This window comes from Corynebacterium curieae, from assembly GCF_027570035.1.
Lineage (GTDB): Bacteria > Actinomycetota > Actinomycetes > Mycobacteriales > Mycobacteriaceae > Corynebacterium > Corynebacterium curieae.
The window spans coordinates 155,846-179,820 of sequence record NZ_JAKMUU010000002.1 but is presented as its reverse complement, the minus strand read 5'-3'; the positions used below and the strand labels follow the sequence as shown (position 1 = coordinate 179,820).

At 60.8% G+C, this 23,975-nt stretch carries 25 protein-coding genes; 12 read left to right on the top strand and 13 right to left on the bottom strand.

What is annotated here, in order from left to right:
- The first annotated feature begins 5 nt into the window (after positions 1-5).
- A complete protein-coding gene (selA, locus tag L8V01_RS05045) occupies positions 6-1,322 on the top strand; it encodes an L-seryl-tRNA(Sec) selenium transferase (RefSeq protein ID WP_269946052.1) in 1,317 nt (438 codons plus the stop codon).
- Positions 1,323-3,095 (top strand): selenocysteine-specific translation elongation factor, encoded by a 1,773-nt coding sequence (gene selB / locus L8V01_RS05040; protein ID WP_269946051.1) that lies wholly within the window; start codon positions 1,323-1,325, stop codon positions 3,093-3,095.
- Positions 3,096-3,112: 17 nt separating this feature from the next.
- Here selB and L8V01_RS05035 read toward each other — a convergent pair whose 3' ends face one another.
- Positions 3,113-4,174: a hypothetical protein gene (locus L8V01_RS05035; RefSeq protein ID WP_269946050.1), complete on the bottom strand. Its 1,062-nt coding sequence runs from the start codon at positions 4,172-4,174 to the stop codon at positions 3,113-3,115.
- Between the two features lie 131 nt (positions 4,175-4,305).
- Positions 4,306-4,440 carry a hypothetical protein gene (locus L8V01_RS05030; RefSeq protein WP_269946049.1) on the bottom strand — a complete coding sequence of 45 codons (135 nt, stop codon included), beginning with the start codon at positions 4,438-4,440 and terminating at the stop codon, positions 4,306-4,308.
- Position 4,441: 1 nt separating this feature from the next.
- Here L8V01_RS05030 and L8V01_RS05025 point away from each other — a divergent pair, with 1 nt between their 5' ends.
- Positions 4,442-6,307 (top strand): BCCT family transporter, encoded by a 1,866-nt coding sequence (locus L8V01_RS05025; protein ID WP_269946048.1) that lies wholly within the window; start codon positions 4,442-4,444, stop codon positions 6,305-6,307.
- Positions 6,308-6,341: 34 nt separating this feature from the next.
- Complete coding sequence (gene zupT, locus L8V01_RS05020) at positions 6,342-7,139, top strand: zinc transporter ZupT (RefSeq protein ID WP_269946047.1); 798 nt, start codon at positions 6,342-6,344, stop codon at positions 7,137-7,139.
- Positions 7,140-7,157: 18 nt separating this feature from the next.
- Here the strand turns inward: zupT and L8V01_RS05015 are convergent, their stop codons facing one another.
- Genes L8V01_RS05015 through L8V01_RS05005 form a run of 3 tightly spaced genes read right to left on the bottom strand, consistent with a single transcriptional unit; the run spans position 7,158 to position 9,422 of the window.
- The gene (locus tag L8V01_RS05015) at positions 7,158-8,105 is read right to left on the bottom strand and encodes a DUF808 domain-containing protein (RefSeq protein WP_269946046.1); all 948 of its coding nucleotides are present in this window, start codon (positions 8,103-8,105) and stop codon (positions 7,158-7,160) included.
- A gap of 3 nt (positions 8,106-8,108) precedes the next feature.
- Complete coding sequence (locus L8V01_RS05010; protein ID WP_269946045.1) at positions 8,109-8,645, bottom strand: ribonuclease FAU-1 family protein; 537 nt, start codon at positions 8,643-8,645, stop codon at positions 8,109-8,111.
- The gene (locus L8V01_RS05005; RefSeq protein ID WP_269946044.1) at positions 8,646-9,422 is read right to left on the bottom strand and encodes an Rv1157c family protein; all 777 of its coding nucleotides are present in this window, start codon (positions 9,420-9,422) and stop codon (positions 8,646-8,648) included.
- Between the two features lie 227 nt (positions 9,423-9,649).
- On the opposite strand from L8V01_RS05005, the gene typA reads away from it, so the two are divergent.
- Positions 9,650-11,560, top strand: a complete 1,911-nt coding sequence (gene typA, locus L8V01_RS05000) for a translational GTPase TypA (RefSeq protein ID WP_269946043.1) — start codon at positions 9,650-9,652, stop codon at positions 11,558-11,560.
- An 8-nt stretch (positions 11,561-11,568) separates the two neighbouring features.
- Here typA and L8V01_RS04995 read toward each other — a convergent pair whose 3' ends face one another.
- Positions 11,569-12,231, bottom strand: coding sequence for a GOLPH3/VPS74 family protein (locus L8V01_RS04995; protein ID WP_269946042.1), 663 nt, complete (start codon positions 12,229-12,231; stop codon positions 11,569-11,571).
- 89 nt (positions 12,232-12,320) lie between these two features.
- On the opposite strand from L8V01_RS04995, the gene L8V01_RS04990 reads away from it, so the two are divergent.
- Genes L8V01_RS04990 through L8V01_RS04960 form a run of 7 tightly spaced genes read left to right on the top strand, consistent with a single transcriptional unit; the run spans position 12,321 to position 18,083 of the window.
- The gene (locus tag L8V01_RS04990; RefSeq protein WP_269946041.1) at positions 12,321-13,952 is read left to right on the top strand and encodes an ABC transporter family substrate-binding protein; all 1,632 of its coding nucleotides are present in this window, start codon (positions 12,321-12,323) and stop codon (positions 13,950-13,952) included.
- On the top strand, positions 13,942-14,811 hold the full coding sequence (locus L8V01_RS04985) for a PIG-L family deacetylase (RefSeq protein WP_269946040.1): 870 nt from the start codon (positions 13,942-13,944) through the stop codon (positions 14,809-14,811). Before L8V01_RS04990 ends, L8V01_RS04985 begins: the two co-directional genes overlap by 11 nt.
- Positions 14,811-15,188: a hypothetical protein gene (locus tag L8V01_RS04980; RefSeq protein ID WP_269946039.1), complete on the top strand. Its 378-nt coding sequence runs from the start codon at positions 14,811-14,813 to the stop codon at positions 15,186-15,188. Before L8V01_RS04985 ends, L8V01_RS04980 begins: the two co-directional genes overlap by 1 nt.
- Before the next feature lie 53 nt (positions 15,189-15,241).
- Positions 15,242-15,565: a ferredoxin gene (fdxA, locus tag L8V01_RS04975; protein ID WP_005327491.1), complete on the top strand. Its 324-nt coding sequence runs from the start codon at positions 15,242-15,244 to the stop codon at positions 15,563-15,565.
- A gap of 3 nt (positions 15,566-15,568) precedes the next feature.
- The gene (gene dapC, locus L8V01_RS04970) at positions 15,569-16,657 is read left to right on the top strand and encodes a succinyldiaminopimelate transaminase (protein ID WP_269946038.1); all 1,089 of its coding nucleotides are present in this window, start codon (positions 15,569-15,571) and stop codon (positions 16,655-16,657) included.
- Positions 16,614-17,489 carry a pseudouridine synthase gene (locus L8V01_RS04965; RefSeq protein ID WP_269946037.1) on the top strand — a complete coding sequence of 292 codons (876 nt, stop codon included), beginning with the start codon at positions 16,614-16,616 and terminating at the stop codon, positions 17,487-17,489. The genes dapC and L8V01_RS04965 overlap by 44 nt, the downstream gene beginning before the upstream one ends.
- Positions 17,490-17,519: 30 nt before the next feature.
- A complete protein-coding gene (locus L8V01_RS04960) occupies positions 17,520-18,083 on the top strand; it encodes a GtrA family protein (protein WP_269946036.1) in 564 nt (187 codons plus the stop codon).
- On the opposite strand, the gene L8V01_RS04955 is transcribed toward L8V01_RS04960, so the two are convergent.
- The 7 genes from L8V01_RS04955 to L8V01_RS04925 all read right to left on the bottom strand — a co-directional run bounded on the left by L8V01_RS04955 (position 18,080) and on the right by L8V01_RS04925 (position 23,961).
- Positions 18,080-18,214 (bottom strand): hypothetical protein, encoded by a 135-nt coding sequence (locus L8V01_RS04955; RefSeq protein ID WP_269946035.1) that lies wholly within the window; start codon positions 18,212-18,214, stop codon positions 18,080-18,082. The two genes, L8V01_RS04960 and L8V01_RS04955, sit on opposite strands and share 4 nt — an antisense overlap.
- Positions 18,215-18,360: 146 nt before the next feature.
- Positions 18,361-18,843: a SoxR reducing system RseC family protein gene (locus L8V01_RS04950; protein ID WP_269946034.1), complete on the bottom strand. Its 483-nt coding sequence runs from the start codon at positions 18,841-18,843 to the stop codon at positions 18,361-18,363.
- A complete protein-coding gene (locus tag L8V01_RS04945; protein WP_239206842.1) occupies positions 18,836-19,045 on the bottom strand; it encodes a helix-turn-helix transcriptional regulator in 210 nt (69 codons plus the stop codon). The genes L8V01_RS04950 and L8V01_RS04945 overlap by 8 nt, the downstream gene beginning before the upstream one ends.
- Positions 19,046-19,114: 69 nt before the next feature.
- Positions 19,115-19,960, bottom strand: a complete 846-nt coding sequence (locus L8V01_RS04940; protein WP_269946033.1) for a type IV toxin-antitoxin system AbiEi family antitoxin domain-containing protein — start codon at positions 19,958-19,960, stop codon at positions 19,115-19,117.
- Positions 19,961-20,182: 222 nt separating this feature from the next.
- Positions 20,183-21,514 carry an amino acid permease gene (locus L8V01_RS04935; RefSeq protein ID WP_338081041.1) on the bottom strand — a complete coding sequence of 444 codons (1,332 nt, stop codon included), beginning with the start codon at positions 21,512-21,514 and terminating at the stop codon, positions 20,183-20,185.
- A gap of 99 nt (positions 21,515-21,613) precedes the next feature.
- Entirely contained in the window at positions 21,614-22,585 is a 972-nt protein-coding gene (gene dapD, locus L8V01_RS04930; protein WP_269946031.1) for a 2,3,4,5-tetrahydropyridine-2,6-dicarboxylate N-succinyltransferase, read from the bottom strand.
- A 17-nt stretch (positions 22,586-22,602) separates the two neighbouring features.
- Positions 22,603-23,961, bottom strand: a complete 1,359-nt coding sequence (locus tag L8V01_RS04925) for an amino acid permease (RefSeq protein ID WP_269946030.1) — start codon at positions 23,959-23,961, stop codon at positions 22,603-22,605.
- Positions 23,962-23,975: the final 14 nt, after the last annotated feature.

Genomic DNA, 23,975 nt, shown 5'->3' with positions numbered 1-23,975 from the left:
CCATAGTGCCCACGCCCACGCCGGCTGCCAGCCCCGATCCCCGCAGGAATATTCCGCGCATGGACGAGCTGCTCCAGCTGCCAGAAGTAGCTGCCGCACGCGAGTGCCTTGCCGAGCACACCATCCGCGCGATTATCCAAGACACAGTCAGCCAAGCCCGCCGTGGCGGAGTGCCCATTAGTGAGCTTCCCGCAGCTATCGCGCAGCGGCTAGGGGAGAAGAATTCGCATTCCCTGCGGCCGGTCATCAACGCCACCGGTGTCATCATCCATACCAACCTAGGGCGCGCCCCGCTTCCCAGCGCCGCAGTAGAAGCCCTCCACGATGCCGCCTCCTATACCGATGTGGAAATGGACCTTGAATCCGGCAAGCGCTCCAAGAACCGGGGAGCTGGCGCTACGGCTGCGCTGCTTGCGGCCTGCCCCGGTGCAGAAGATGCGCTGGTGGTAAATAACGGCGCCAGCGCCTTGCTGCTGGCCACCGCCGCGCTTGCCCCTGGTAAAGAGGTCATCATCTCGCGCGGCGAGCTTATCGAAATCGGTGCTGGTTTTCGCCTGCCCGAGCTCATCGAATCCACCGCCACCCGCTTGAAGGAAGTCGGCGCTACCAACCGCACCCACGTGGCGGACTATGAGCGTGCGCTGGGGGATAATACGGGCGCAATCTTGAAGGTACACCCCTCCAATTTCCGCATCGAGGGCTTTACCTCAGCGGTAGGAGTAGACGAGCTGCACCGCCTAGCTGCGCGCCATGGCACCCGGCTCATTGTAGATTTGGGCTCTGGCCTGCTCACCCATGACCCAGCCCTGCCTGAGGAACCGGATATTCATGCTCAGTTGCGCGCTGGTGCCGATATCGTCATTGCCTCCGGGGACAAGCTGCTCGGCGGACCGCAAGCAGGCATCCTATTGGGCACTAAAGACGCGATTTCTGCGGTGAAAAAGCACCCGCTAGCGCGCGCCGTGCGCATAGATAAGCTGCGCCTCAACGCCTTGGAGGCCGCTATTTCCACTCCTTCGAATGCGGTGCAAGACGCACTGCACTTGGACCACGAGAACCATCGCGCGCGCACGGAGGCGATTGCGGAGGCGGTCGGCGCGCACGTGGTGGCTCATGATGGCCGCGTGGGCGGTGGCGGGGCGCCCGAATACCCCCTGCCGGGCTTTGCCGTCAGCCTGCCCGAGCACTTTGCGGACGCGCTGCGCCGCCAGGAGCCATCCGTCGTAAGCCGCGTGCATCAAGGGCGCTGCTTGGTGGATATTCGCTGCGTTCCCGCGCACCAAGACGCGGCAGTAATAGCCGCGATCAAGGCGGTGGGATAGGTGTACGTCGTTGCCACTGCCGGCCATGTGGATCATGGAAAATCCACCCTGGTTCGCGCGCTTACGGAGATGGACCCAGACCGTTGGGAGGAAGAAAAGCGCCGCGGGCTAACCATTGACCTAGGCTTTGTCTGGACCACTTTGCCCTCGGGGGCGGACGTAGCCTTTGTTGATGTGCCTGGCCATGAGAAATTCCTGGGCAATATGCTTGCCGGCGTGGGCCCAGCGCCAGTGGTGCTATTCGTGGTTGCGGCCGACGAGGGGTGGCAAGCCCAGTCCACCGACCACCGCGATGCCTTGCGCGCGTTGGGCGTGGAGCATGGCATTATTGCGCTTACCCGCAGTGACCGCGCCACCGTGGATCGCACCGCCGAGATCCGGGGGCAGCTGGCAGATACCCCGCTTGCCGACGCCCCCATTATCCCCGTAGCCGCCCCTACCGGTGACGGCCTTGAGCAGCTGCGCCAGGCACTGGATGACTTACTGGCAGGTCTGCCTGCCCCCGATGCACAAGCGCCAGTGCGGATGTGGGTGGACCGCGCCTTTAGCGTTAAGGGTGCGGGCACCGTGGTCACCGGAACGCTTGCTGCAGGCAGCCTGCGCGTGGGCGATAGTCTGCTGGCAGCCACGGCAGATGGCGAAAAGGAAGTAGAAATCCGGGGACTGCACAGTGAGAATACCGCGCATAAAAGCCTTGGTCCGGTAACCCGTGCGGCCGTCAACCTGCGAGGGGTGGATGCCTCCGATATTCACCGCGGCGATGCCCTACTTACCCCGGGTGCCTGGCGCATGGTGGAATCCTTCGATGTCCGCCGCACATTTGGCGCCGAGCTCGATGGGCTGCCGGATAACCTCGTAATCCACACCGGCACCGCCGGGGTAGAGGCCCACCTGCGCCCCCTTTCGGCCGATTTCGCGCGCCTTAGCCTGGCTCATCCATTGCCCCTTCGGCTCCTAGATCGCTTCGTCGTTCGCAGCCCCGGCGGTCGGCACGTCGTTGCCGGGGTGGAGACAGTAGATTTGCGCCCGCCCGAGCTTAACCGGCGCGGGGCAGCACGCCACCGCGCCGAAGCGCTAGGTGCTCAGGAATCATTCCGCGATCCAGCCACCTACTTGCGCCGTGTCGGCTACGCCCGCTTGGAAGAACTCGTACGCGATGGCTTCGATACCGCCGCGCCACCCGCAGGCATCATCTCCTTCCGCGACTGGTGGATTGCGGCTGGCCAGGTAATGCGGTGGAAGCAAGCGCTTACCGACGCCCTGCATTCCCACGCCGCCGCACATCCCCTGGCACCAGGAATGCCGCGTAAGGCAGCAATGGATGCCCTCGACCTGCGAGAGGAACGCTTACTCAGCCTCGCCATCGCTGCGGCGAAGACAGAAAGCAGCGACGGAGTGTTGCGATTGCCTGGGCAGAGCGTGGACCTAGGCGCCGCCGAGCGTGGGGTTGCTGCCATTGAATCGAAACTCAAAGCGGACCCCTTTGCAGCACCGGAGGCGGATGAACTAGCGGAACTGGGGCTTAGTACCAAGGAGCTCGCTGCCGCCGAACGCGCTGGGCGCCTATTGCGACTCAAACAAGGCATCATTCTTTTGCCCTCGGCCCGTGATGAGGCTCGCCGCCGCCTAGCCGAGCTAGAACAGCCCTTTACGCTTTCTGCTGCCCGCCAGGCGCTGGGGACCACGCGCCGGGTGGCCATCCCGTTGCTCGAATATCTCGACTCCCAACGGATTACCCGCCGCGGCGAGGGAGGCCAAAGAACCCTGCGGTAGCTCATAGCCGATCCCGGCTACTTGCGGTGATTGCCCCCACGGTGGTGGGAGGCCTCGCGGGCAACGCGCCGGGCTCGCACGCGGGCGGATTCGGACGAAAACCGGCCAGGTTCATCGGCTACCGGCAGCGCGCGCCAGCTGAAGTTCTGCTCGCCGGGAACGGATGAAACTAGTTTCGCAAGCTCTGCACTGGCTTGTGGCGGTGCGTCCTCAACGGCAGCCTCAGTCTGCGGTTCGGCCCGGCGCGGTCCAACCGGTCGACGGGAACCGGCGGGAAGCGCGGTGACAATAGAGTCAGCGTTAAGGGTGTGCTCCCACGCCTCGGGTTGGGCTGGTGCGGCCGTCGGTGAGGCAGATGGGATTGCGGGGTGGTCAGCAGGAACGCGCAATGGTGGGACAGCGGGGGAGAACACCTCGGCGGCGGTGGCCGCATCAGCAGGAAAGTCAACGGCAAGCATTCCGTGGCTGGAATATGCGCGGGCCGAGATTCCAGCACCAGAGCCACGAACCGCAGCAAGTGCGGCGCGCAGACCGGGAAGCTCGGCGATAGTGCCGCAGGGGCCAAGTACAACCTCCCCGCAGGTGGCCACCGCAGTATCGTCTAGGACGTCAACGGTGACGAAGAATTGCTGCGCACCCATCCGATCGAGCTGTGCGGCAGCAAGGTCCCCGGCCGCGGTATCGATCAGCATGCCCTTTCCGCCGGCCAACAAAGCCGTGCCCTGGGGCTGATCATTGACCGGAACCATCCACGGCCACAAGCCGAGCGATACAGCAACGTCCACCTCGCCATCTACTACTTCCACGGTGGCGATAGTCTGCGGCTGGGCAGAAGAAAGTTTCAGCCGCTCCAAAGCGGGATACTCAGCAGCTTCTACCTCATCTAGGAAGCCGAGGAAGCCAAATTCAGAGCGGATGCGCCAGCCGTTGGTGTAGGTATCGGGTTCTAGGGAGACGTCGACAAGCGCTGCCTGCTGTGCAACGCCGGGGATGCTCAACGCAGTGCCCACTACCGGGTGCTCGAGCACCGCCACGTGCTCCACGCCGAAGTAACTAGTAGCGAGCGGGTATAGCGCCATAGAAAGTCACTCCCAAGGTTTAATGCCGGCAATTTTGTGTGTATTTCATCTTACGCATATGGGGTAAATAGCTGGCTCAGCTTTATATCCTGCGAGTTTTTATTAGAGTTTATACAGCTCTCTAAAAGTTGCTAGCCCGGAAAACAGAATAGGAGTAGAACCATCTCTTCTTCATCGTCTTCCTCACCGCACTCCGCACGCGGGGTCAATAACTCGGAGGAAAGCAAAAAGCGTACTCGAAACGCCAAGCGCATCTTGAAGGACATTATGTACCCGCATAATATCCACCCGGCGCTGGTACCAGGCGTATCCATTGAGGATCAGAAGGTGAAATATGGCGTAGACAAACCGATTCTATTTGTAGTCGGTGGATTAATCATTGCCTTCGTCATTTGGGGCGTTATTGCACCTGAGCAGGTCTTTAATTCCTCCTCGGCGGCGCTGGATTGGGTAATGCGCAACCTAGGCTGGATTTTTACTGCCCTGGCGACCTTCCTGATGTTCTTGCTCATCATCCTGGCCTTTTCCAAATACGGCAAGATTCCGCTGGGCTTAGACGGAGAAAAGCCGGAATTTTCCACGCTGAGCTGGGCGGCCATGCTTTTTGGTGCTGGCATTGGCATCGGCATCATCTTCTTTGGTCCTTTCGAGCCGCTGAGCTATTACCTTTCCCCGCGTCCGGGCTCCTATGAGGCGGCCAGCGATGAGGCTGTACTGGGGGCCATGGCCCAAGCCGCTATGCACTGGGGCATTAATGCCTGGGCGATCTATGCCATCGTGGGGTTGTGTGTGGCCTATGTGTCCTTCCGTCGCGGCCGGGTGCCGCTAATGAGCTCTATTTTGATGCCGCTTTTTGGTAACCGTTCCAGCGACTCCCTGCCCGCGCGAATCATTGATGGTTTGGCCATTATTGCCACTCTTTTTGGCACCGCCGCCACCTTGGGTATTGGTGCCCTACAGATTGGTCGCGGCGTGGAGCTGGTCAGTGGCTGGTCTACTACCGGTAATGCGGCGGCGCTGGTAATTATCGTCGTGCTTTCCATCGGCACGATCTTCTCGGCTGTCTCCGGTGTGGCCAAGGGCATTCGATGGCTTTCTAATATCAACCTTGTATTGGCCATGGCCTTGGCGCTTTTCTTCTTCGTTGTCGGGCCAACTGCCTTTTTGGCCAATATGCTGCCGGCCGTGGTTATTGAGTACCTCGACGAGATGCCGCAGATGCTCTCGGCCAATATGGGCGAAGGAGAGGACATGGTGGCCTTCTTGTCCTCCTGGACCACCTTCTACTGGGCCTGGTGGGTATCGTGGTCACCGTTCGTCGGCGTATTCGTGGCCAAGATTTCGCGCGGCCGCACCATTCGTCAGTTCGTGCTCGGCGTGCTGTTGATCCCTTCTGCCATTATCGTCGGCGCCTTTACCATTTTGGGTGGCACCACCATCTGGTTGCAGCGCCGTGATGGCGATATAGCGCCGGACGGGACCATCGATTCCATGCCGGCGGCCGAGGATATCTTCTTCAAGGTGCTCGACCACTTCCCGGGAGCGGAATGGATGGCGCCTATCGTCATCGTCATGCTGGTGGTCTTCTTCATCACGACTGCAGACTCCGCTTCGATTGTGAACTCCCAGCTCACCCAGCGCGGAAACCCCAAGCCGAACCCTGTGGTTACGGTCTTTTGGGTGGTATGCATGGCTGGCATCGCCGTAGTCATCTTGCTCGCTGGCGGCCGCAACGCCCTACAGGGCCTGCAGAATCTTATTACGGTGACGGCGCTACCGTTTGCCGTCATCATTGTTCTCATGTGTATTGCGCTGGTGCGCGAGCTGCGCCACGATCCCGCCTCCATCCGCCATTTCTACGAGGATGAGGCAGTCTCCAACGCAATTGTGCGCGGCGTGCGCGACTATGGAGATAACTTTGCCCTGTCCATCGAGCCGACAGAGGGGGACTACGCTACGGGTGCGCACTTTAACTCCACTGCAGCCGAGGTGACCGATTGGTACGCACGCACGGACGAGGAGGGCCGTGCTGTGGGGTATGACTATGAAGCAGGCGAGTACGTGGACAATGACCCTTCCATTGAAAATGGTGAGTTTATCTCGCCCGTAACAGAGGAAAAGAACGAAGGTTAATACCTGATAATCATTGTCAGGTAGGGTGCCAGATATGACCTTTAGTACCTTCGCTTTTGCCTTCGCCTTGGTGCTGCTGTCAGGGCTGTCGACCTCGATAGGCGGTGGCCTAGCGGTGGGAAAGCGCCAGCCTGGGCCGGCTTTTATGGCCGCAGCCTTGGGGCTTTCGGCCGGGGTGATGCTCTATGTCTCCTTTATGGAGATTCTTCCGGAGGGCATTTCGCAGCTTGCCGACGCCCTCGGTGGCCAGACCCCCGGCACTTGGGCCGCCGTCGGCGCCTTCTTTGCCGGCATCGCGGTCATTGCCATTATTGACCGGCTCGTGCCGGAGGAAATTAATCCGCATGAACCAGCAACCACCGCCGAGGAAGCCCGACGCAAAAAGCTGATGAAAACTGGCGTCTTTACCGCCTGTGCGCTAGGGCTGCACAACTTCCCAGAGGGATTTGCCACCTTTCTATCCGGCTTGGAATCCAAGGAAATTGCGGTGCCGGTGGCGGTGGCGATTGCCATTCATAATATCCCAGAAGGCATCGCGGTAGCCGTACCGCTGCGGGAGGCCACCGGCTCCCGCAAGAAGGCTTTTTGGTGGGCCACCTTATCTGGCCTAGCGGAGCCGGTAGGCGCGCTCATTGGCTTCGGCCTTCTCATGCCGGTTATTGGGCCGGCAACCATGGGCATTAGCTTTGCCGCCATCGCCGGCATTATGGTCTTTATTTCCCTCGATGAGCTTTTGCCCACCGCGGAGGAAACGGGCGAGCACCACTACGCCATATATGGCTTGATTGCCGGAATGGCCGTGATGGCGGTTTCGCTCATGCTCTTTATGTAGAGCTGGACCGCCGTCCTCTTAAGCCTCGGCCGGCGTGGCGGAGGTGGCCGAGGTCTTGCCAAAGGAGGCCTTGACCGCCATGACGATCGAGGCGATGACTGCGCCAAGCACCAAGCCGCAGACCATGGACATGCCGGTTTCTGCCAGCCAGGCCAAAGCGCCATTGGAAATCTTTTCGGTCACAGATGCTATAAACTCGCGTGGCTGATCCATGCCGAATTCGTGCACGCCCTTGATCACGATATGGCCGCCTACCCACAGCATGGCGGCGGTGCCGATGACGCCGATGATATCGAGTACGATAGGCATGCCCTTGACCAGAGCGGTGCCGATGGTGGAGTTGCCATCGTGGCGCTTAATAAGTGCCATGCCGATATCATCCATCTTGACCAGCAGGCCTACCGCGCCGTAGACACCCAAAGTCAAGAGGATGCCGACCAAAATGAGGGCCCCGAGTCGCATCCAGAACGGCTCATTGATGACTTCGTTCAAGGAGATGATCATGATCTCCGAGGATAAGATGAGGTCAGTGGTGATAGCGGATCTGACCAAGCTATCCTCGGCGTCAGCGCCCTTTTCCTGAACCGGCTCGGTTTCTTTTTCCCGGTGGGGAAGTACGTGGTGCAGGATCTTTTCCGCGCCCTCGAAACACAAATAGGTGCCGCCGCACATCAAGATGGGCGTAAGTGCCCACGGCGCGATCCACGAGAGGATCATGGCGATGGGTAAGATTATGACCAGCTTATTGACGAGCGAGCCCTTGGTGATGCGCCAGATCATCGGCAGCTCACGCTGCGGCTTAATGCCCTCGACGTATTGCGGGGTTACCGCGGCATCATCGACCACCACGCCTGCGGCCTTCACAGAGGTTTTGCCCGCGAGCGCGGCCACGTCGTCAACGCTGGAAGCGGCGGAGCGGGCGATCAGGGCGACGTCGTCAAGCAGGGCAAATAGGCCGCCGGCCATAAATTATCCTTCTGGGGTTAGGGTGATGTTATCGGACCACGACAAGTTTATCCCTTGGTGTGCCAACCAAGCCATCGCATCATCGCCGCTGCGAGTAATGCCTTCTACTGCGGCAAGTGTGGTGTCGATCGCTTTCTCCGCATCTTCGGCGGTAATTAAACCTGCGGAAGTTGCGGCCGATAGCTCATCGATGTCGAGCACGCAGATGGGGTCTCCGTGCGTGGCTACGAGGTCTACGTAAAGATCGCGGGTGGTCCACACTGCACCATCGCGCTGGATTTCGGCAACGTCGATATAAAAATCCTGCTGGACGTCGATGCCAGGGCGGAAGTGGAAGATATTAGCGCGCAGGTTGAGATCCGGCAGCAGCCACGATTCTAAGTAGCCAAAGCGCGGGTGATCGGCGCCCCGGGCCATGTAGAGGCCAAAGTCGGTTTCGGTGTAGGTATCGACTTCCCGCAGGTACCCCTTGGGGTCGGTATTCGTATAATTCGCGGTATTAAAGGTCTCGCGCTTGACCGGATGGAGATCTACCGCCATCTACTTCACCTCAAGGAAGGCGGCGGTGGGCGCGAAATTGCAGCGCGACTCTGCGGTATTAACAGACCCACTAAGCAGTGCCACAACCGTGCCCTTGCCGGTCTGTGCGGTGCCGGACAAGGTGGTAGGGCCATCATTGTTGATGCCGTTGTTATTGAGTGGGGTAACACCGCTGCGCAGGGTATCGAGGTTGAACCACTGGACATTCATTCCGCCCTGTTCGCGCGCGGCCGGTGGGGTACCGAGAGCGGTGAAGAGGAAAACGGTTTCGCCAGGCTTTGCGCCCGGTGCCGGCATTTCGGTGGGGCCGGGGACAGCGATAGCGGAGCCCATGGCGTCGCTGGTGCCGCCGATGCAGTGGGCGGAGACGGTGGGCCAGTAGAACTGGCGGAAGTTCGGGTTATTGCCCTCCGGTATGGCCACGCCGCCCTTGCTATCACCGCCGCCGACGAAGAAGGCGAGGCCGGACAGGATGGCGTTGCGGGCGTCCTCCGGGATCCAAGGTTGGGCCGCGAAAGCGCGGATGCGGTCCTGGGTTTCTTGGTTCGGGCGGCCCAACTCGTCTAGTGGGCTATGGGAAGACGCCTGCTGCACCAAGGAAGAAAGATCCGGGGCGGAGGCTTGAGCCGGGGCGACGAGAGGGGACGCGAGTCCGATGAGCGCGGCCGTTGCGGCGGCGATATAACCGGTGCGGCCGGACAGGCGCCAGGTGGTTCGGGCGTTGCTCACGATATCAATTCCTTGGGTGCGGTCTCGGGAAGGGCGGTCAAACCCCATTAGTCACATTTGTAACAATACTACCTACAGTAACGATAGTGATGGTTACGGGAGTGTCAAGTGCTTTCGCAATCTATAAGTTTCTTCGCTCGCCCTATAGGACGCGTTACGGGGTAAAGTCATCCCCAATGCTGCACTTGGCCCTTTAAGGGGGTATCGTGGGAGCTCGTTCAAGATCAATTCCGCGCGCGCAAGCGCTGTAGATCCTCCGAAGGAGAACCCCACTAGTGAGTAATACCGAGTTCCGTAATGTTGCCATTGTCGCGCACGTTGACCATGGCAAGACCACCTTGGTCAACGGCATGCTGGAGCAGTCCGGCGCCTTTGGTGAACACGGTGAACACACGGACCGCGTCATGGACTCCAATGACCAGGAGCGCGAGCGCGGCATTACCATTCTGGCCAAGAATACGGCCATCCACCGCAAAGGCCTTGGCAAAGACGGCCAGGACCTCATCATTAACGTCATTGACACCCCAGGCCACGCCGACTTCGGCGGCGAGGTCGAGCGCGGCATTTCCATGGTGGATGGCGTGGTTCTGCTCGTGGATGCCTCCGAGGGTCCGCTGCCGCAGACGCGCTTCGTTCTTACCAAGGCACTAGAGGCCAAGCTGCCGGTTATCATCTGCGTGAACAAGACCGACCGCCCAGATGCCCGCATCGACGAGGTCGTCTCCGAGTCCCAGGACCTGCTGCTGGAAATCGCCGCTGGCCTGGAGGATGAGGAAGCCGCAGCCGCCGCCGAGGAGCTGCTGGATCTGCCGGTACTTTATGCCTCCGGCCGCGCAGGCATTGCTTCCACTGAAAACCCTGGCGATGGCAATGTCCCAGAGGGCGAGGACCTGCAGCCGCTTTTCGACGTCATCTATAACGTCCTTCCTGAGCCTTCCGCGACCGTTGACGCCCCGCTGCAGGCCCACGTCACCAACTTGGACGCTTCCGACTTCCTGGGCCGTATTGCACTGCTGCGCATCTACGCCGGCCGCATTAAGAAGGGCCAGCAGGTTGCGTGGATTCACTACGACGAAGAAGGAAACCAGCACACCAAGACCGTTAAGGTGGCCGAACTGCTGCGCACCGTGGGCTTCGAGCGCCAGCCCGCGGAGGAGGCCATCGCCGGCGATATCGTGGCCATTTCCGGTATCTCCGATGTCATGATTGGTGACACCATCGCCGATCCGGAAAACCCTGAGGCCCTGCCGCGCATCACCGTGGACGAGCCGGCCATCTCCATGACCATCGGCGTCAATACCTCCCCGATGGCAGGCCAGGGCGGTGGCGATAAGCTTACCGCGCGCATGGTCAAGGCCCGCTTGGAGCAGGAGCTTATCGGTAACGTATCCCTGCGCGTGCTGCCTACCGAGCGTCCCGATGCTTGGGAGGTCCAGGGCCGCGGCGAGATGGCGCTATCCGTGCTCATCGAGTCCATGCGCCGCGAGGGCTTCGAGCTGACCATCGGCAAGCCGCAGGTTGTGACCAAGGAAATCGACGGCAAGACCTACGAGCCATACGAGATCCTTACCATTGACTCCCCGTCCGAGCACCAGGGCGCTATCACCCAGCTGCTGGCTGGCCGCAAGGGGCAGATGCAGGCCATGGACGTTCGCGAGGGCGACTGGGTGCGCATGGTCTTCCGCGTTCCTGCTCGCGGTCTCATTGGCTTCCGCACCCAGTTCATGACCGAAACCCGTGGTGCCGGCATTGCCAACTCCATTTCCGACGGCCTGGATGTATGGGCCGGCGAGATCAAGTCGCGCCCGACCGGCTCTCTCGTGGCTGACCGTTCCGGTCAGATCACTCAGTATGCGCTGATGCAGCTGGCGGACCGAGGCAACTTCTTCGTCGAGCCGGGTGCCGAGGCTTATGAGGGCATGGTCGTTGGTGCCAATAACCGCGACGAGGATATTGACATCAACATCACCAAGGAAAAGAAACTGACCAATATGCGCTCAGCTACCGCGGATGCCACGGTCACCCTGGCCAAGGCGCATACCCTCTCCTTGGAAGAAGCACTGGAATTCTGTGGCAACGACGAGTGCGTTGAGGTCGCCCCAGACGTATTGCGCGTGCGCAAGGTTGAGCTTTCCGCTACCGACCGCAAGCGTGCCGCCGCCCGCGCTAAGCAGATGAATAAGTAGCTAGCCCCCTAGGTAGTGGTGATTGCCGCCGATGTGGCAACCACTGCCGCTAGCGCTGCCGCCTCCTCAACTACGGCCTTGACCGCAGAGGAGGCGGCATTGTCATATTCCACCTCTTTCTTGATCTCCTGGATGCGCGCCCGCATCTCGCGGCGCTTCATCCCGTCCGCGTCATTTTTGAGTAGGGTATAGGCACCGCTGACCTCGCGGAGGATATCGAGGATAATGACGTCATTGACCTCGGCTGGCCGCTGCGCCTCTAGGACTGCAACCAACCGTTCGCGCAGTTCCTTTTCCAGCTCCAGGTCCGTCATGATGTAGCGGTCGCCGCTCAACTGCCACCACTTGGCCTTTTCCACATCCAGCTGACCATTCGCATGGAAGTCCAAAGCGATTATCTCCCTTGGGGTAAACCATGAGGCTTCCAATAGGTTCTTCATGCTGGTGACCTTGTGTTGCTGCAGCTCCTCCCAAGCCCATGCCAAGACGGGGTGTCCGGGGCGCTGTGCGGTGGTTTCCACCTTCTTCTTCCCGGAAAGCTCGATGTGCTCACCCAATAACAGGTCAGCGAGCACGGTGGCTCGCAGAGCAGCTTCATTATTGGCTACCCAATCTTCCTTCTTGCCATTGTCTTTGGTCAGTAGCAGGAACATTTCTTGGCAAATAAGCATTGGGGTCTCCCTATAAGATGTAGTGTGCGTACGAGTTTAGCGCCAAAAATCCTCGTTCCGGCGGGGTAGAAGGACTAAAGTAGTGCGCGATGAAAAAGAAACCGGCTAAACCATGGCGCGCGGCGTCGGCAATGGCGGCGGTGCTCAGTGCAGTGAGCATCGCGTTTTTAAGCGCCTGCGCGGCCAACCCCGGCCCACCTCCAGTGGTGGAGGACAATGACTCCGCGCTGCAGGAAGACCAATCCACCACTACCGCAACCCCGGAAGAAGAGGCACCTCAAGACTCCGATTCCGCGCAGCGCCCCACCATCTCAGTCGGTGTGGATCCCCTGCGCGCGGGCCTCAACCCGCACCTAGTGGCAAATAATTCCGAGCTGGTGGACCAAATAGCCGAGCTGGTTTTGCCCTCTGCCTTCCACAACGGACGTATGGATGCCGATATCCTCGAATCCGCCTCCGAGGTAAAGGCACCCAAGGGCGTGGCGCAGCGGGTGCGCTACGTTATCGCCTCGCCGGCGCAGTGGTCCGATGGCACACCTATTTCCGGTGCGGACTTTAGCTACCTGTGGAAGCAGATGACCACTACCGCTGGCGTGCGGGATCCCGCCGGCTACCACGCAATCTCGGCCGTCAATACCTCCGATGGCGGTCGCGAGGTCACGGTGGACTTTTCCCAAAAAGTCAAGGATTGGCACCTGCTTTTCCATAATCTGCTGCCTTCGCACCTGCTGCAAGACGATAATTTCGGCTCCGCCTTGGCCGATAAAATCCCGGCCTCGGCCGGGCGCTTTCTCGTCGATAGCGTAGACCGCGGCCGCGGAGTCATTACCCTGAATCGCAATGACCGATTCTGGGGCGCAAACCCAGCCCAAGTGGACGTCATCCAGCTGCGGGAGGTCCGCGATAGCACCCAAGCGCTGAATATGCTGCGCTCCGGACAGATCGGCTTCGCGGACTTTACCCCAGGTCAGACCTCGGAGGAAGCGTTGGCACTGTTGGGACACGTCTCCCAAAAGACGCTTACCCGCTCGCGCCAGTTGCGGCTGCACATGTCCACCGCTGAAGGCGCATTGGAAGAAAGAGCGGAGCGCCGCGGATTGGCGTCGCTGATTGATACAGACCAGGTAACTCGCCTAGCCACCGGCCGGGCCTCCAATCTGAAGCCCGGAAACAACCCAGTGGGCAAGAATGCCGATCTCACCGCGTTGCGCACCCGCGCTAGCAAGAAACCCATTCGCTTTGCGGTGGATCCCACCAGCCCCACGGCGTTGGCGGCCGCTAATACTCTCTACGACGTCCTCGAGGCCCATGGGATTGATGCCGAGGTAGTCTCCGAGCGCCTGACCACGATTACCTCCAAGCTCCTGCCAGAAGGCGACGTGGATGCGGTAGTGACCTGGGAGGATATTTCTTTAAATTCGATGGCCGCGGCGAATATTTTCAGCTGTGATGATATGCAACCGTTGGCCGGGGATCTTTCCGGCATCTGCCCAGACAATGCAGATGAAATACGCGCGGAAATTCTATCCGGCACCATGAGCCCTAAAGAAGCGCTCGGTCGCATTCGTGACGTCAATTCCAAGGAAGTGCTTTATGTGCCGTTGGTAGATGAGACGCGAGTCCACGCGCTCGGACAGGGTATTGTAGGCCCCGGCCAAAGCATCGATGATTGGGACGATGGTCTTTTCACCGCGCCCCGCTGGAGGATAGATGAAGACTAAAGACTTAACCGGTTACCGCGTCGTGGCGGTGCATGCCCACCCGGATGATGAAACGCTGTTCATGGGTGGCACGCTGGCGACTTTGGCCGCTCTCGGCGCCGAGGTTACCGTCATTACGCTCACCTTGGGTGAGGACGGCGAGGTCATTGGTGAGCCTTACCAAGGCCTAGCTGATCATGATCAATTGGGAGGCTTCCGCGCCCGCGAATTGGCCAATGCCCTCGATGCGCTGGGCGTCAAGGGAGTTCAATTGGGCGGATTCGGGCATTTCCGCGATTCCGGCATGGCGGGTTCTCCCTCGCACGATAACCCCCGTGCGTTGGTCAACCGCATCGATGAGGCCGCTGAATTTCTCAGCGACGAGCTCGAAGCCATCCAACCCCACGCCATCCTCACCTATGGGCCCGATGGCGGTTACGGCCACCCGGACCATGTGGCGGTGCACAAGGCGGTGAGAAAGGCGGCGTCGGCAAGCATGCGCATCTGGTACGGCATTTTTGAGCGCGCTGCCAACTACGCCGGCCTGGACACCCTCGATGCCCCAGCGGGGTGGAGCAAGCCCGGCCAGGCGTACTTGGACAATTTCACCAACGAAGGCGCGGACGTCACCGTCGCTCTTTCCGGCGCCGCCTTGGACGCCAAGCGAGCCGCCATGAGCGCCCACGCTTCCCAAATCTGGTTGGCCGATGGCTCCACCACCCGCACAAACCCCACGGCCGCCGTGGCCGCCCTGCACGAACCGGAACGGGTGCCGGGCGCCTATGGGCTGTCTAACCTGCTGGTCATGCCGCTATTGCGCGCCGAGTACTTCCAGCTGGGCCAGGGTGAGCCCGCCGATGACCTGCTCGGTGGACTGTAATGCGCACGGATTTTAGCCGCGGCGAGCAGGTAACCGGACTGGTGTGGCTGGCCATCGGCGCGCTGCTGTCGGTCTTCCTCGAGGTCATCTACCTCACCGCGCGCATTCCGCTATCCAATGGCGCGAGCGTGGCTTTTCCCATCACTATCCTGCTTGCGTGGTGGTTTAATTCTGTGCTCACCCGCACTGCTCGCCTGTGGAGCCCCGCGCCGGTGGTCGGCGCCATCCCGCTTATCGTATGGAGCTTGGGCTTTTTCGCCTTCCTGCTGATGGTGCCGATGACCGGAGACATGCTCTTGGCCAATAATATTCTCAGCCTGCTCCTGCTTTTGGCGGGGATAGGCGGCGGCGTTTGGCCATTTTTCAAGCAGAAGTGACATACTGTTAAACATCCCAAATCCGAGAAATCAGGAAGCTTCAAGGAATCTCCATGACTTATACGATCGCACAGCCTTGCGTTGACGTAATGGACCGCGGCTGCGTTGAGGAATGCCCTGTTGACTGCATCTACGAGGGCAAGCGCATGCTCTACATCCACCCAGATGAGTGCGTGGACTGCGGCGCCTGCGAGCCCGCATGCCCGGTTGAGGCCATCTTCTACGAGGACGATGTTCCCGATGAGTGGCTGGACTACAACGACGCCAACGCGGCATTCTTCGATGACCTGGGTTCCCCAGGCGGCGCGGCGGCCCTCGGCCCACAGGACTTTGACGTCCCGATGATTGCCGCGCTTCCGCCACAGAATCAGGAGTAAGACATGGCACGCACACCGCTAGGAAAGACGCTTCCAGACTTCCCCTGGGATTCACTGGCTGGCGCCAAGAAGAAGGCCCAGGCCCACCCGGGTGGAATCGTTGACCTCTCGGTGGGCAACCCCGTTGACCCTGTATCCCCAGGCGTGCAGCTCGCGTTGACCGCAGCCGCGCAGAACCCTGGCTACCCGCAGACAGCCGGCACCCCGGAGCTGCGCGAGGCCATCGCCGCCGCGCTAACGCGCCGCTATAACATGCAGGTTGACCTCGTATTGCCGGTGGTCGGCACCAAGGAGGCCATCGCCTGGCTGCCTACGCTTTTGGGCATGCGCGGCGAGACCGTCGCCTTCCCGTCGGTGGCCTATCCCACCTACGAGGTTGGGGCCCTGCTCGCCGGCGCCAAGCCGCTGCGCGCGGATTCTGATTTCCAGGATGCTTCCCTGGTCTTTTTGAACTCGCCGTCCAATCCCACCGGCCGCGTGCTCGGCGTGGAGGAGCTGCGCCGCATCGTGGCGTGGGCGCGCGAGACCGGCGCCATTATCGCCTCCGATGAGTGCTATATGAGCTTGGGGTGGAACGACGATAACCCGCCGGTCTCCATCCTCGATCCGCGCGTGACCGATGGCGATAACACCGGCCTGATCGCTATGCATTCGCTGTCCAAGACTGCGAATATGGCCTCTTACCGCGCCGGCTTCTTCGCGGGCGATAATGACCTCATCGCCGAACTGCTTCAGCTGCGCAAGCACGCCGGACTCATCGTTCCTGGCCCGGTTCAAGCCGCCATGGTCGCTGCTCTTAACGACGACGACACCGAGGCCCTTCAGCGCAACCGCTACGCCTCTCGGCGCGCGGTGCTTATGCACGCGCTTGTCGACGCCGGCTTTACCATCGACCACTCCGATGCCGGCATGTACCTTTGGGCTACCCGAGGCGAGAACTGCCGTGACACCATCGACTGGCTAGCCGAGCGCGGCATCCTCGCCGCTCCCGGTGATTTTTATGGCCCGGCCGGTGAGAAGCACGTGCGCATCGGCCTCAACGGTACCGATGAACGCATCGATGCCGCTGTTGAGCGCCTCGCCGGTGCCTGATTCCGGCAGACCACCCGCCCGCGCGGGTATCTCCCCGCGCAAAACGGTCCTGCGCGGATATGTGCCCGAGGAAGGGGAGTACTTCGCCGCCCGCGCCGGCGATTCTCCCTTTCCGGCTGACACCGTGTTGCCGGCTGGTGCCGCGCTTCCGCGTCCCGTGCCGGCGTGGTACCACCCCACGGTGCCGCCGGAGCGCCCGATTCCTTTCGACTACTCCGTGGTCCACGCCGACCGCGACCTCATCGTGGCCGATAAGCCACACTTCCTGCCCACGACCACCAACGGTCGCCTCCAGCGCGAAACCCTGCAAACCCGCCTGCGCGTGGACTTCGGTGAAGACGATATCGTGCCCTTGCACCGCCTAGACCGCTTGACCGCCGGGCTTGTCATTTGCTCCCGCAATCCCGATACCCGCGCCGCTTACCAGCGCATCTTTTTGGAGGGGAGTGCGGTGAAGAGATATCGGGGCGTCGTCAAGCAACCGCTTGTTATGGACCGAGAAATCGCCCTGCGCATGCACAAGCCCCGCGGGGCGCGCCAGGTGCTCGTAGCTTCCAATGGTGCGCTCACCTCCACGTACGTGCGCGCTGCCGGCCGTGAGGTGACCTTGTGGCCGCGCACCGGTCATACCCACCAGCTGCGGGTGCTACTCAATCACCTCGGCCACCCGCTGCTCGGCGACGATACCTATCCCACCCCGCGTGAGCTTGACCTCTATGACTTCCGCACTCCGCTCGCGCTCCTTCACGAGGCTATAACTTTTATAGATCCTCTATCACATTCCGAGCGTCAATTTTTCAGTTCGCAGGGCTTAAGAACTACAATCGAGTAGTTATTGATTCACTGGCTAGAAAGGCGGCCCATGGCAGACCTCAGCGTCGCGCGCTTTGTGTCCAATTTTGGGCAGTTTCTCAAATTCGGCATCGTCGGCGGTTCCGGTACCGTTGTCAATCTTTTCGTAGTTTACTTGTGCAGAAAGATTACTTGGTGGTCTGGCGGCATTGATGCGGACGATCCATTTATCAACCTCTTTGGTTCCGTTTTTCATATCCGCTGGTATCACGTGTTCCTGACTATTGCCTTCTTGGTCGCGAACACTTGGAACTACCAACTCAACCGAATGTGGACCTTCCGCTCAGTCACGAAAGTGTCCTGGCTGCGTGGATTCTTCCCATTCCTGCTCGCTGGTATTGGAGCTTTCCTCGTAAGCCAAGTCGTGGCGACATTGTTAATGAACCCGACTTCGCCGCTGCATTTGCCTTCAGACATTCTGGATAATTCAACCGGTCTGCGTACAAAGGTGTACTGGGCATCGGCCATTTCCATCATTGTTGCAATGCCGATCAATTTCATTTTGAATAAGCTGTGGACGTTCCGTTCGAAGCCGAAGACGCCGCAGGTTGTCGAGGAGACTGAGCCCGCCTAGCCTGGCCCCTTTGTCAAGGCTCGCCCCACCCCATCGCCCTTCGCGCGCACCAGCGCTCGGCGGTGGGGCTTTTTCTTGCTCTCGGTGAGCGGCAAGGGGGCGTCGGCAAGCAAAGTGTCCTTAGCGGTCACGGGGATGTCTTCGAAGCTGGTAGCTGCGGCTGCCGGTGAGCGCGAAGGGGAAAGAACTTACCGTCGCGCTCACGGCGGGGGTGAAAACGAGAGGACCCGCCCTCCACGGTGAGCGCGAAGGGTGGGTGAGGGGAGCTGGGAGGTGCTTAGTCCTCCAGCTCGGCATCGAGGCGGGCCTGGTCGCGGCGGTGCTGGCGGCGACGAATGAATGGGGTGAGGATGAGTACGGTGATGGCACCGACGGCGGTGCCGATGAGGTAAGCGACGGGGTTGTGGCCGTCGGCAGGCGCGTAGGCGTTATACGCAATGCCAGCGAACATGGCGATGAGTGGGATGAGGTAGACGGCGATAGCCGTCCAGTTGCGGCTCACCAGCGGGGTAGCGACGCGCTTGCGCATCCAAGCCGTGCCGATGGAATTGCCGATGATAGATGGCGCGAGCGCAAGGAAGCACAGCATGCTCATTTGGCCGGGGAGGACCCAAGCAAGGATTGCAGCGACGATGAGCTCGAGGAATGGGATCGGAGTCATGCCGATTGCGCAGGCTTTGAGGCAAGTATCGCGTTCGAATTCATCGCGAGTCGTGCGCTCGATTTCATTGAGGGAGTAGTTGGCAATGGCGTTAATCATGTTGTTCAGCTCCAAAGATTTCTTCGACGGTTTTTCCAAGTTCGTGGCAAATATCCAGCGCGAGGTGGACGGAAGGTGAATAGTTGCCGCGCTCGATATTGGCGATGGTCTGGCGGGAGACGCCGGCTTTTTCGGCGAGCTCGGCTTGCGAAAGTTCGAGCCAGCGGCGCCATTTGCGGACCATGTTGGGGTGCTCGGCCATCTGGTCTCCTTTACTGTATGTCATGCTTGCATGTCCTAGTGTAAAGAATAATTGTCACGTCGGCAAGGGTTATACGCAACGGTGCCATGTCCAGTAGGGCTGAGTTGCCGAGGACGGGAGCTTAGGCTTGCCGCCTTTTACCACGTCAAGCGTGGCTTTGATGAGCAGGATGGCTTGATTGAGGTGGTGGTTGATGTCATCGGCAGTAAAACGCAAGACCGTATAACCGTGGGCCACGGCCGCGTTCTGTTTGGAACGGTCAGCTTGAAATGTAACGCTGTGCTTGTGGTATTCCCAGCCGTCGACTTCTACAACGAGCTTTCCAATCCTTAGATCAAAGCGGTAGCCCGCAATGAGAACATTGTGCTCAGGGTAGATTCCTTCTGCTCGGAGCTGCCGACTCAGCGTGCGCTCCGGTGGGCTATCTGCGCCGATCGCGGCACGTCGAATCGTGTTTTTCAGAGGCTTCGGGACGCGCCGCATGCGTCGACGGTCTCTTTCTAAGCGGCCGGGGCCGTGCTTTCCCCTGTAGTGTTCTTCCAACAGGGGCCTGCACGCACGCGAAATCTTGCGCGCGGCCCACAACGGTTGCACCACCGGTAGGCCGTTTATCTTGCACGTAGCCCGGAGACGCGAGTGCGAAACATGGAAGTTCTTGCCCTTCAAGGTACGTGGTCCCTCCGCTTCCAGCGGAAACGTCAGCTGGCGGCCAAGGTAAATCTCCTGCGCCGTCTTTCCCGTGAAATGGATGCGGCTGAGTCCATGCGCGAGAGCCCGTGCCACCGCGAGTGGCGTCCATTTATCGGTATATATCCCCCGATGCACGCGAAAGAGCTTCCCCTCGCGCACCTTGTGACGAATCGCATTCTTGCTCAAACCCCGCCCGCGAAGTTCCGCGGTAGTCCATTCCCCCATGGCGGTTAAAGTAGACGGTCTCTAGACGATGTGGCCACGCATGCTACAGCAACCTGTGGATAACTCGGGTCTAGGGCACAGTTTTCGGGAGCGCGAAAGGCGTTGCTGTGGATAACTTCCCTTTGCGCTCACGAGCAGTGCTTTCCGACGCCCCATCGACCTCCCCCGTGAGTGCGAAGGGCAGGGGAGCAGGGTGAGTAGGGGCGAGGAGGAGGCGCGGGGCTAGGTGAGGGGCAGCGTCGAGGTGGGGTCGATGCCGCGAACCTTGGAATTGATGACGCCGGCGAAGGCGAGTACCGCGAACATGGCGGCGGCGGAGAGGAGTTGGATGCGGGCGGTGGCGTCGGTAAGCATGAGCACCGCGATGGCCGCAAAGAGGGCGAGGGCAAACCAGGTGAGGTAGGGGAAGGCCCACATGCGGATGGGCAGCGGGTGGAGGGCCTCGAGTTGGCGGCGCAGGCGCAGCTGGCTGACGGCGATGAAGACCCAGACGATGAGCAGGGAGGCGCCGGCGGCGTTAAGCATGAAGGTAAGAAGCCAGCCTGTATCGGCGTAGTTGAGCACGACCATGACGGCCGAGAGGAGGACGGACAGGCCGATGGCGGTGGTGGGAACGCCGTCCTTATTGGTGGAGGTGAAGATGCGCGGGGCCTCGCCGCGGGAAGCGAGGGAATGCATCATGCGGGAGGAGGCGTAGATCTGGGAGTTGAAAGCGGAGAGTAGAGCGAGGACGATGACGATCTCCATAATGCCGGCCGCACCCGGGATGCCGGCGCGTTCGAGAACCATGGTGAAGGGCGATTCTGCGGCCGTGGAGGCGTCTCCCAGGATGGAATAGGGCAAGAGGAACGTGATGACCAGGACAGAGCCTAGGTAGAAAACGGAGATGCGCAAGATGGTGGAGCGCACGGCGTTGACCAGGGACTTCTCTGGGTCCTCGGATTCGGCGGAGGCGATGGCGACCACCTCGATGCCGCCGAAGGCGAAGGCTACTGCGAGCAGGCCAGCCGCGACGCCGCCGAGGCCATTGGGCATGAAGCCGTCCTCAAGGAAGACGGAGGTTCCGATAAAAGAATGGCCGGGCAGGAGGCCAAGGATGAGCAGCGCGCCGATGATGAGGAAGGCTACGATGACGACTACCTTGATGAGCGCGAACCAGTACTCGAATTCGCCGAAGCTGCGCACGCGCAGCAGATTGATGATTCCGAAGAGGACCACGCAGATAGCGGCGGGGATCCACGGCGAGACGTTGAACCAAGAGCCAATGAAGCCGGCCGCGCCGGTGATTTCGGCGCCCAGGACGGCGACGGTGGCCAGCCAATAAATCCAGCCCTGGGTAAAGCCCGCCCAGCGGCCGATGCCGTGTTCGGCGTATTCGGAAAAGGAGCCGGAGGCGGGGATAACGGTGCCCATCTCGCCCAGCATCTGCATCACCAAAATGGCAAGAAAGCCGGCGATGACGTAGGCGAGGAGCACGGCGGGGCCGGCGGCGGAAATGCCGACGCCGGTGCCCAAGAAAAGTCCGGCACCGATGGTGGAGCCTAGCCCCATCATCGTCAGGTGGCGGACTTTCAGGCCAGAACCGAGGGTGGAGGAGTTATCAGTCACCCCTCCATCCTATTTTGCCCGATTGGGCTATAGGAATCGGGGGTGTTAATTCTTGTGCAGCTCGTCGTTGAGCGCCACGGCCTCGGACTTCCACTCCACGGCTTCCACGGCACCAGAGATGGAGTTGCGGCGGAGCAGCATGCCGGAGGCGCCGGAGAGCTGGGAACCCTTGACGTTCTCGCCATTGTCGACGCCCAGTGCTTCCGCAACCTTGCCAAAGACGGCCACCTTGGTGCCGGCGGTGACGTAGAGGCCGGCCTCGACCACGGCGTCGTCGCCAAGCGAAATGCCGATGCCGGAGTTGGCACCAAGGAGGCAGCGCTCGCCAATGGAAATGACTTCCTTGCCGCCGCCGGACAGGGTGCCCATGATGGACGCGCCGCCACCGATATCGGAGCCATCGCCCACGACGACGCCCGCGGAGATGCGGCCTTCAACCATGGAGGCGCCCAAGGTGCCGGCGTTAAAGTTTACAAAGCCTTCGTGCATGACGGTGGTGCCTTCAGCCAGGTGGGCACCCAGGCGCACGCGGTCCGCGTCACCGATGCGCACGCCGGATGGCACAACGTAGTCCACCATGCGAGGGAACTTGTCCACGGAGTAGACAACGACTGGGCCGCGGGAGGCGAGGCGGCCGCGCACCATCTGGAAATCGGATACAGCACAGGGGCCGTAGTTGGTCCAGACCACGTTATTGAGGTGGCCGAAGATGCCATCCATATTCAGGCCGTGCGGCTTGACCGCGCGGTGGGACAGGAGGTGCAGGCGCAGGTAAGCATCGTAGGTATCGACGGGGGCGTCATCCAGATCCTTGATGGAGGTCTCAACGGCGACGCGGGCCACGCCGCGCTCCTCGTCCGGGCCCGCCAGCGCGGAGAACTGCTGAGGGATCTCCTCTAGGCGCTTGGTCTCGGTGGTCTCTACGGTCTTATCGGTATAAACGGCCGGGAACCATACGTCCAAGACGGTGCCGTCATGGGTAATGGTTGCTAGGCCGCGTGCGGATGCAGAAGTCATGCCCGCTAGCTTAGCAACTACTTCTGCGCATCCGCGCGCTGGCCGGTGGGAAGCACAAAGGACAAGACGACGAGCGCCGCGGCGAGGATGAGAACCGAGATGACCTGGTTGCGCGCGGCCGGATCAAAGAGCATGAGCAGGGTGAGCCCGGCCAAGGCCGCGGCCGTAACCCACGGAAGCCAGGGGAAGCCGGGCACGCGGATCTCAGTCAGCTCGCCATTATCGCGCAGCACGGGGTGCAGCTTGATAAAGGAAGCCACGATGAAGGACCAGATGACAAGTAGGCAGCCGCCGACAGCGTTGAAAAGGAACGCTAGAAGCCCCGGAGGGTTCCAGAACTGCAGGCCTACCGAAGCGAAGGCGAAGACCATGGACAAAATGACCGCGTTGATGGGGGAGCCCGCGCGGTTTTGCTTGAGGAAGAATCCCGGGGCGCAGTGGTCCTTGGCCATATCAAAGACCAAGCGGGAGGTAGCGTAAATCTGCGCGTTGAAGGCAGACAGCAGCGCTAGGGCGATAATGGCCTCCATGAAACCGGCCGCAAAAGGAATCTTGGCGGCCGCGAGCACTAGGGTGAAGGGGGAATCGGCCGCGACATCGGCGTCCTGGATGGAGCTAAACGGCAGCGCCATGGTGATCACCACGATGGAGCCGATGTAGAAGATCAAGATGCGCACGATGATGGCGCGCACCGCGGTGGCCACGTTATGCGCTGGGTCCTCGGATTCGGCTGCCGCGATGGTGACCAGCTCGATGCCGCCAAAGGCAAAGGCAACGGCCAGCAATCCGGCGGCGAAGCCCGGCATGCCATTAGGCAAGAAGTTATCGGTGAAATTGGTGCCGGCCAAGGAAAGATCCATGCCCGGCAGGATGCCAAGGGCCATAAGCACGCCGATGACGAGGAAGGCGACAATAACGCCGACCTTGATAATGGCGAACCAGAACTCGAACTCACCAAATCCACCCACGGCCGCGAAGTTGACTACCGCGAAGAACGCCACGGCGAGAAGCGCCGGAATCCACGGGGCAATATCGAACCAGCTGGAGATGATGGCGGCCGCGCCCGTGATTTCGGCGCCCATGACCATGATCAGCATGAACCAGTAGATCCACCCCATGGTAAAGCGCGCCCAGTGGCCGTAGGCCTGGCCGGCGTAGGTGGAAAATGACCCCAAAGAGGGGCGGGCGGCGGCCATTTCACCAAGCATCCACATCACCAGTGCGATGAGCGCGCCGGCCACGGCATAGGAGATGAGCACGGAGGTGCCGGAAATCTGGATGCCGAGGCCGACGCCGAGGAAAAGACCGGCGCCTACGGCAGAGCCGAGGCCCATCATCGTGAGATGACGGGATTTCAATTGTGTGGCTTCGGCCATTGTTATCACCTTAC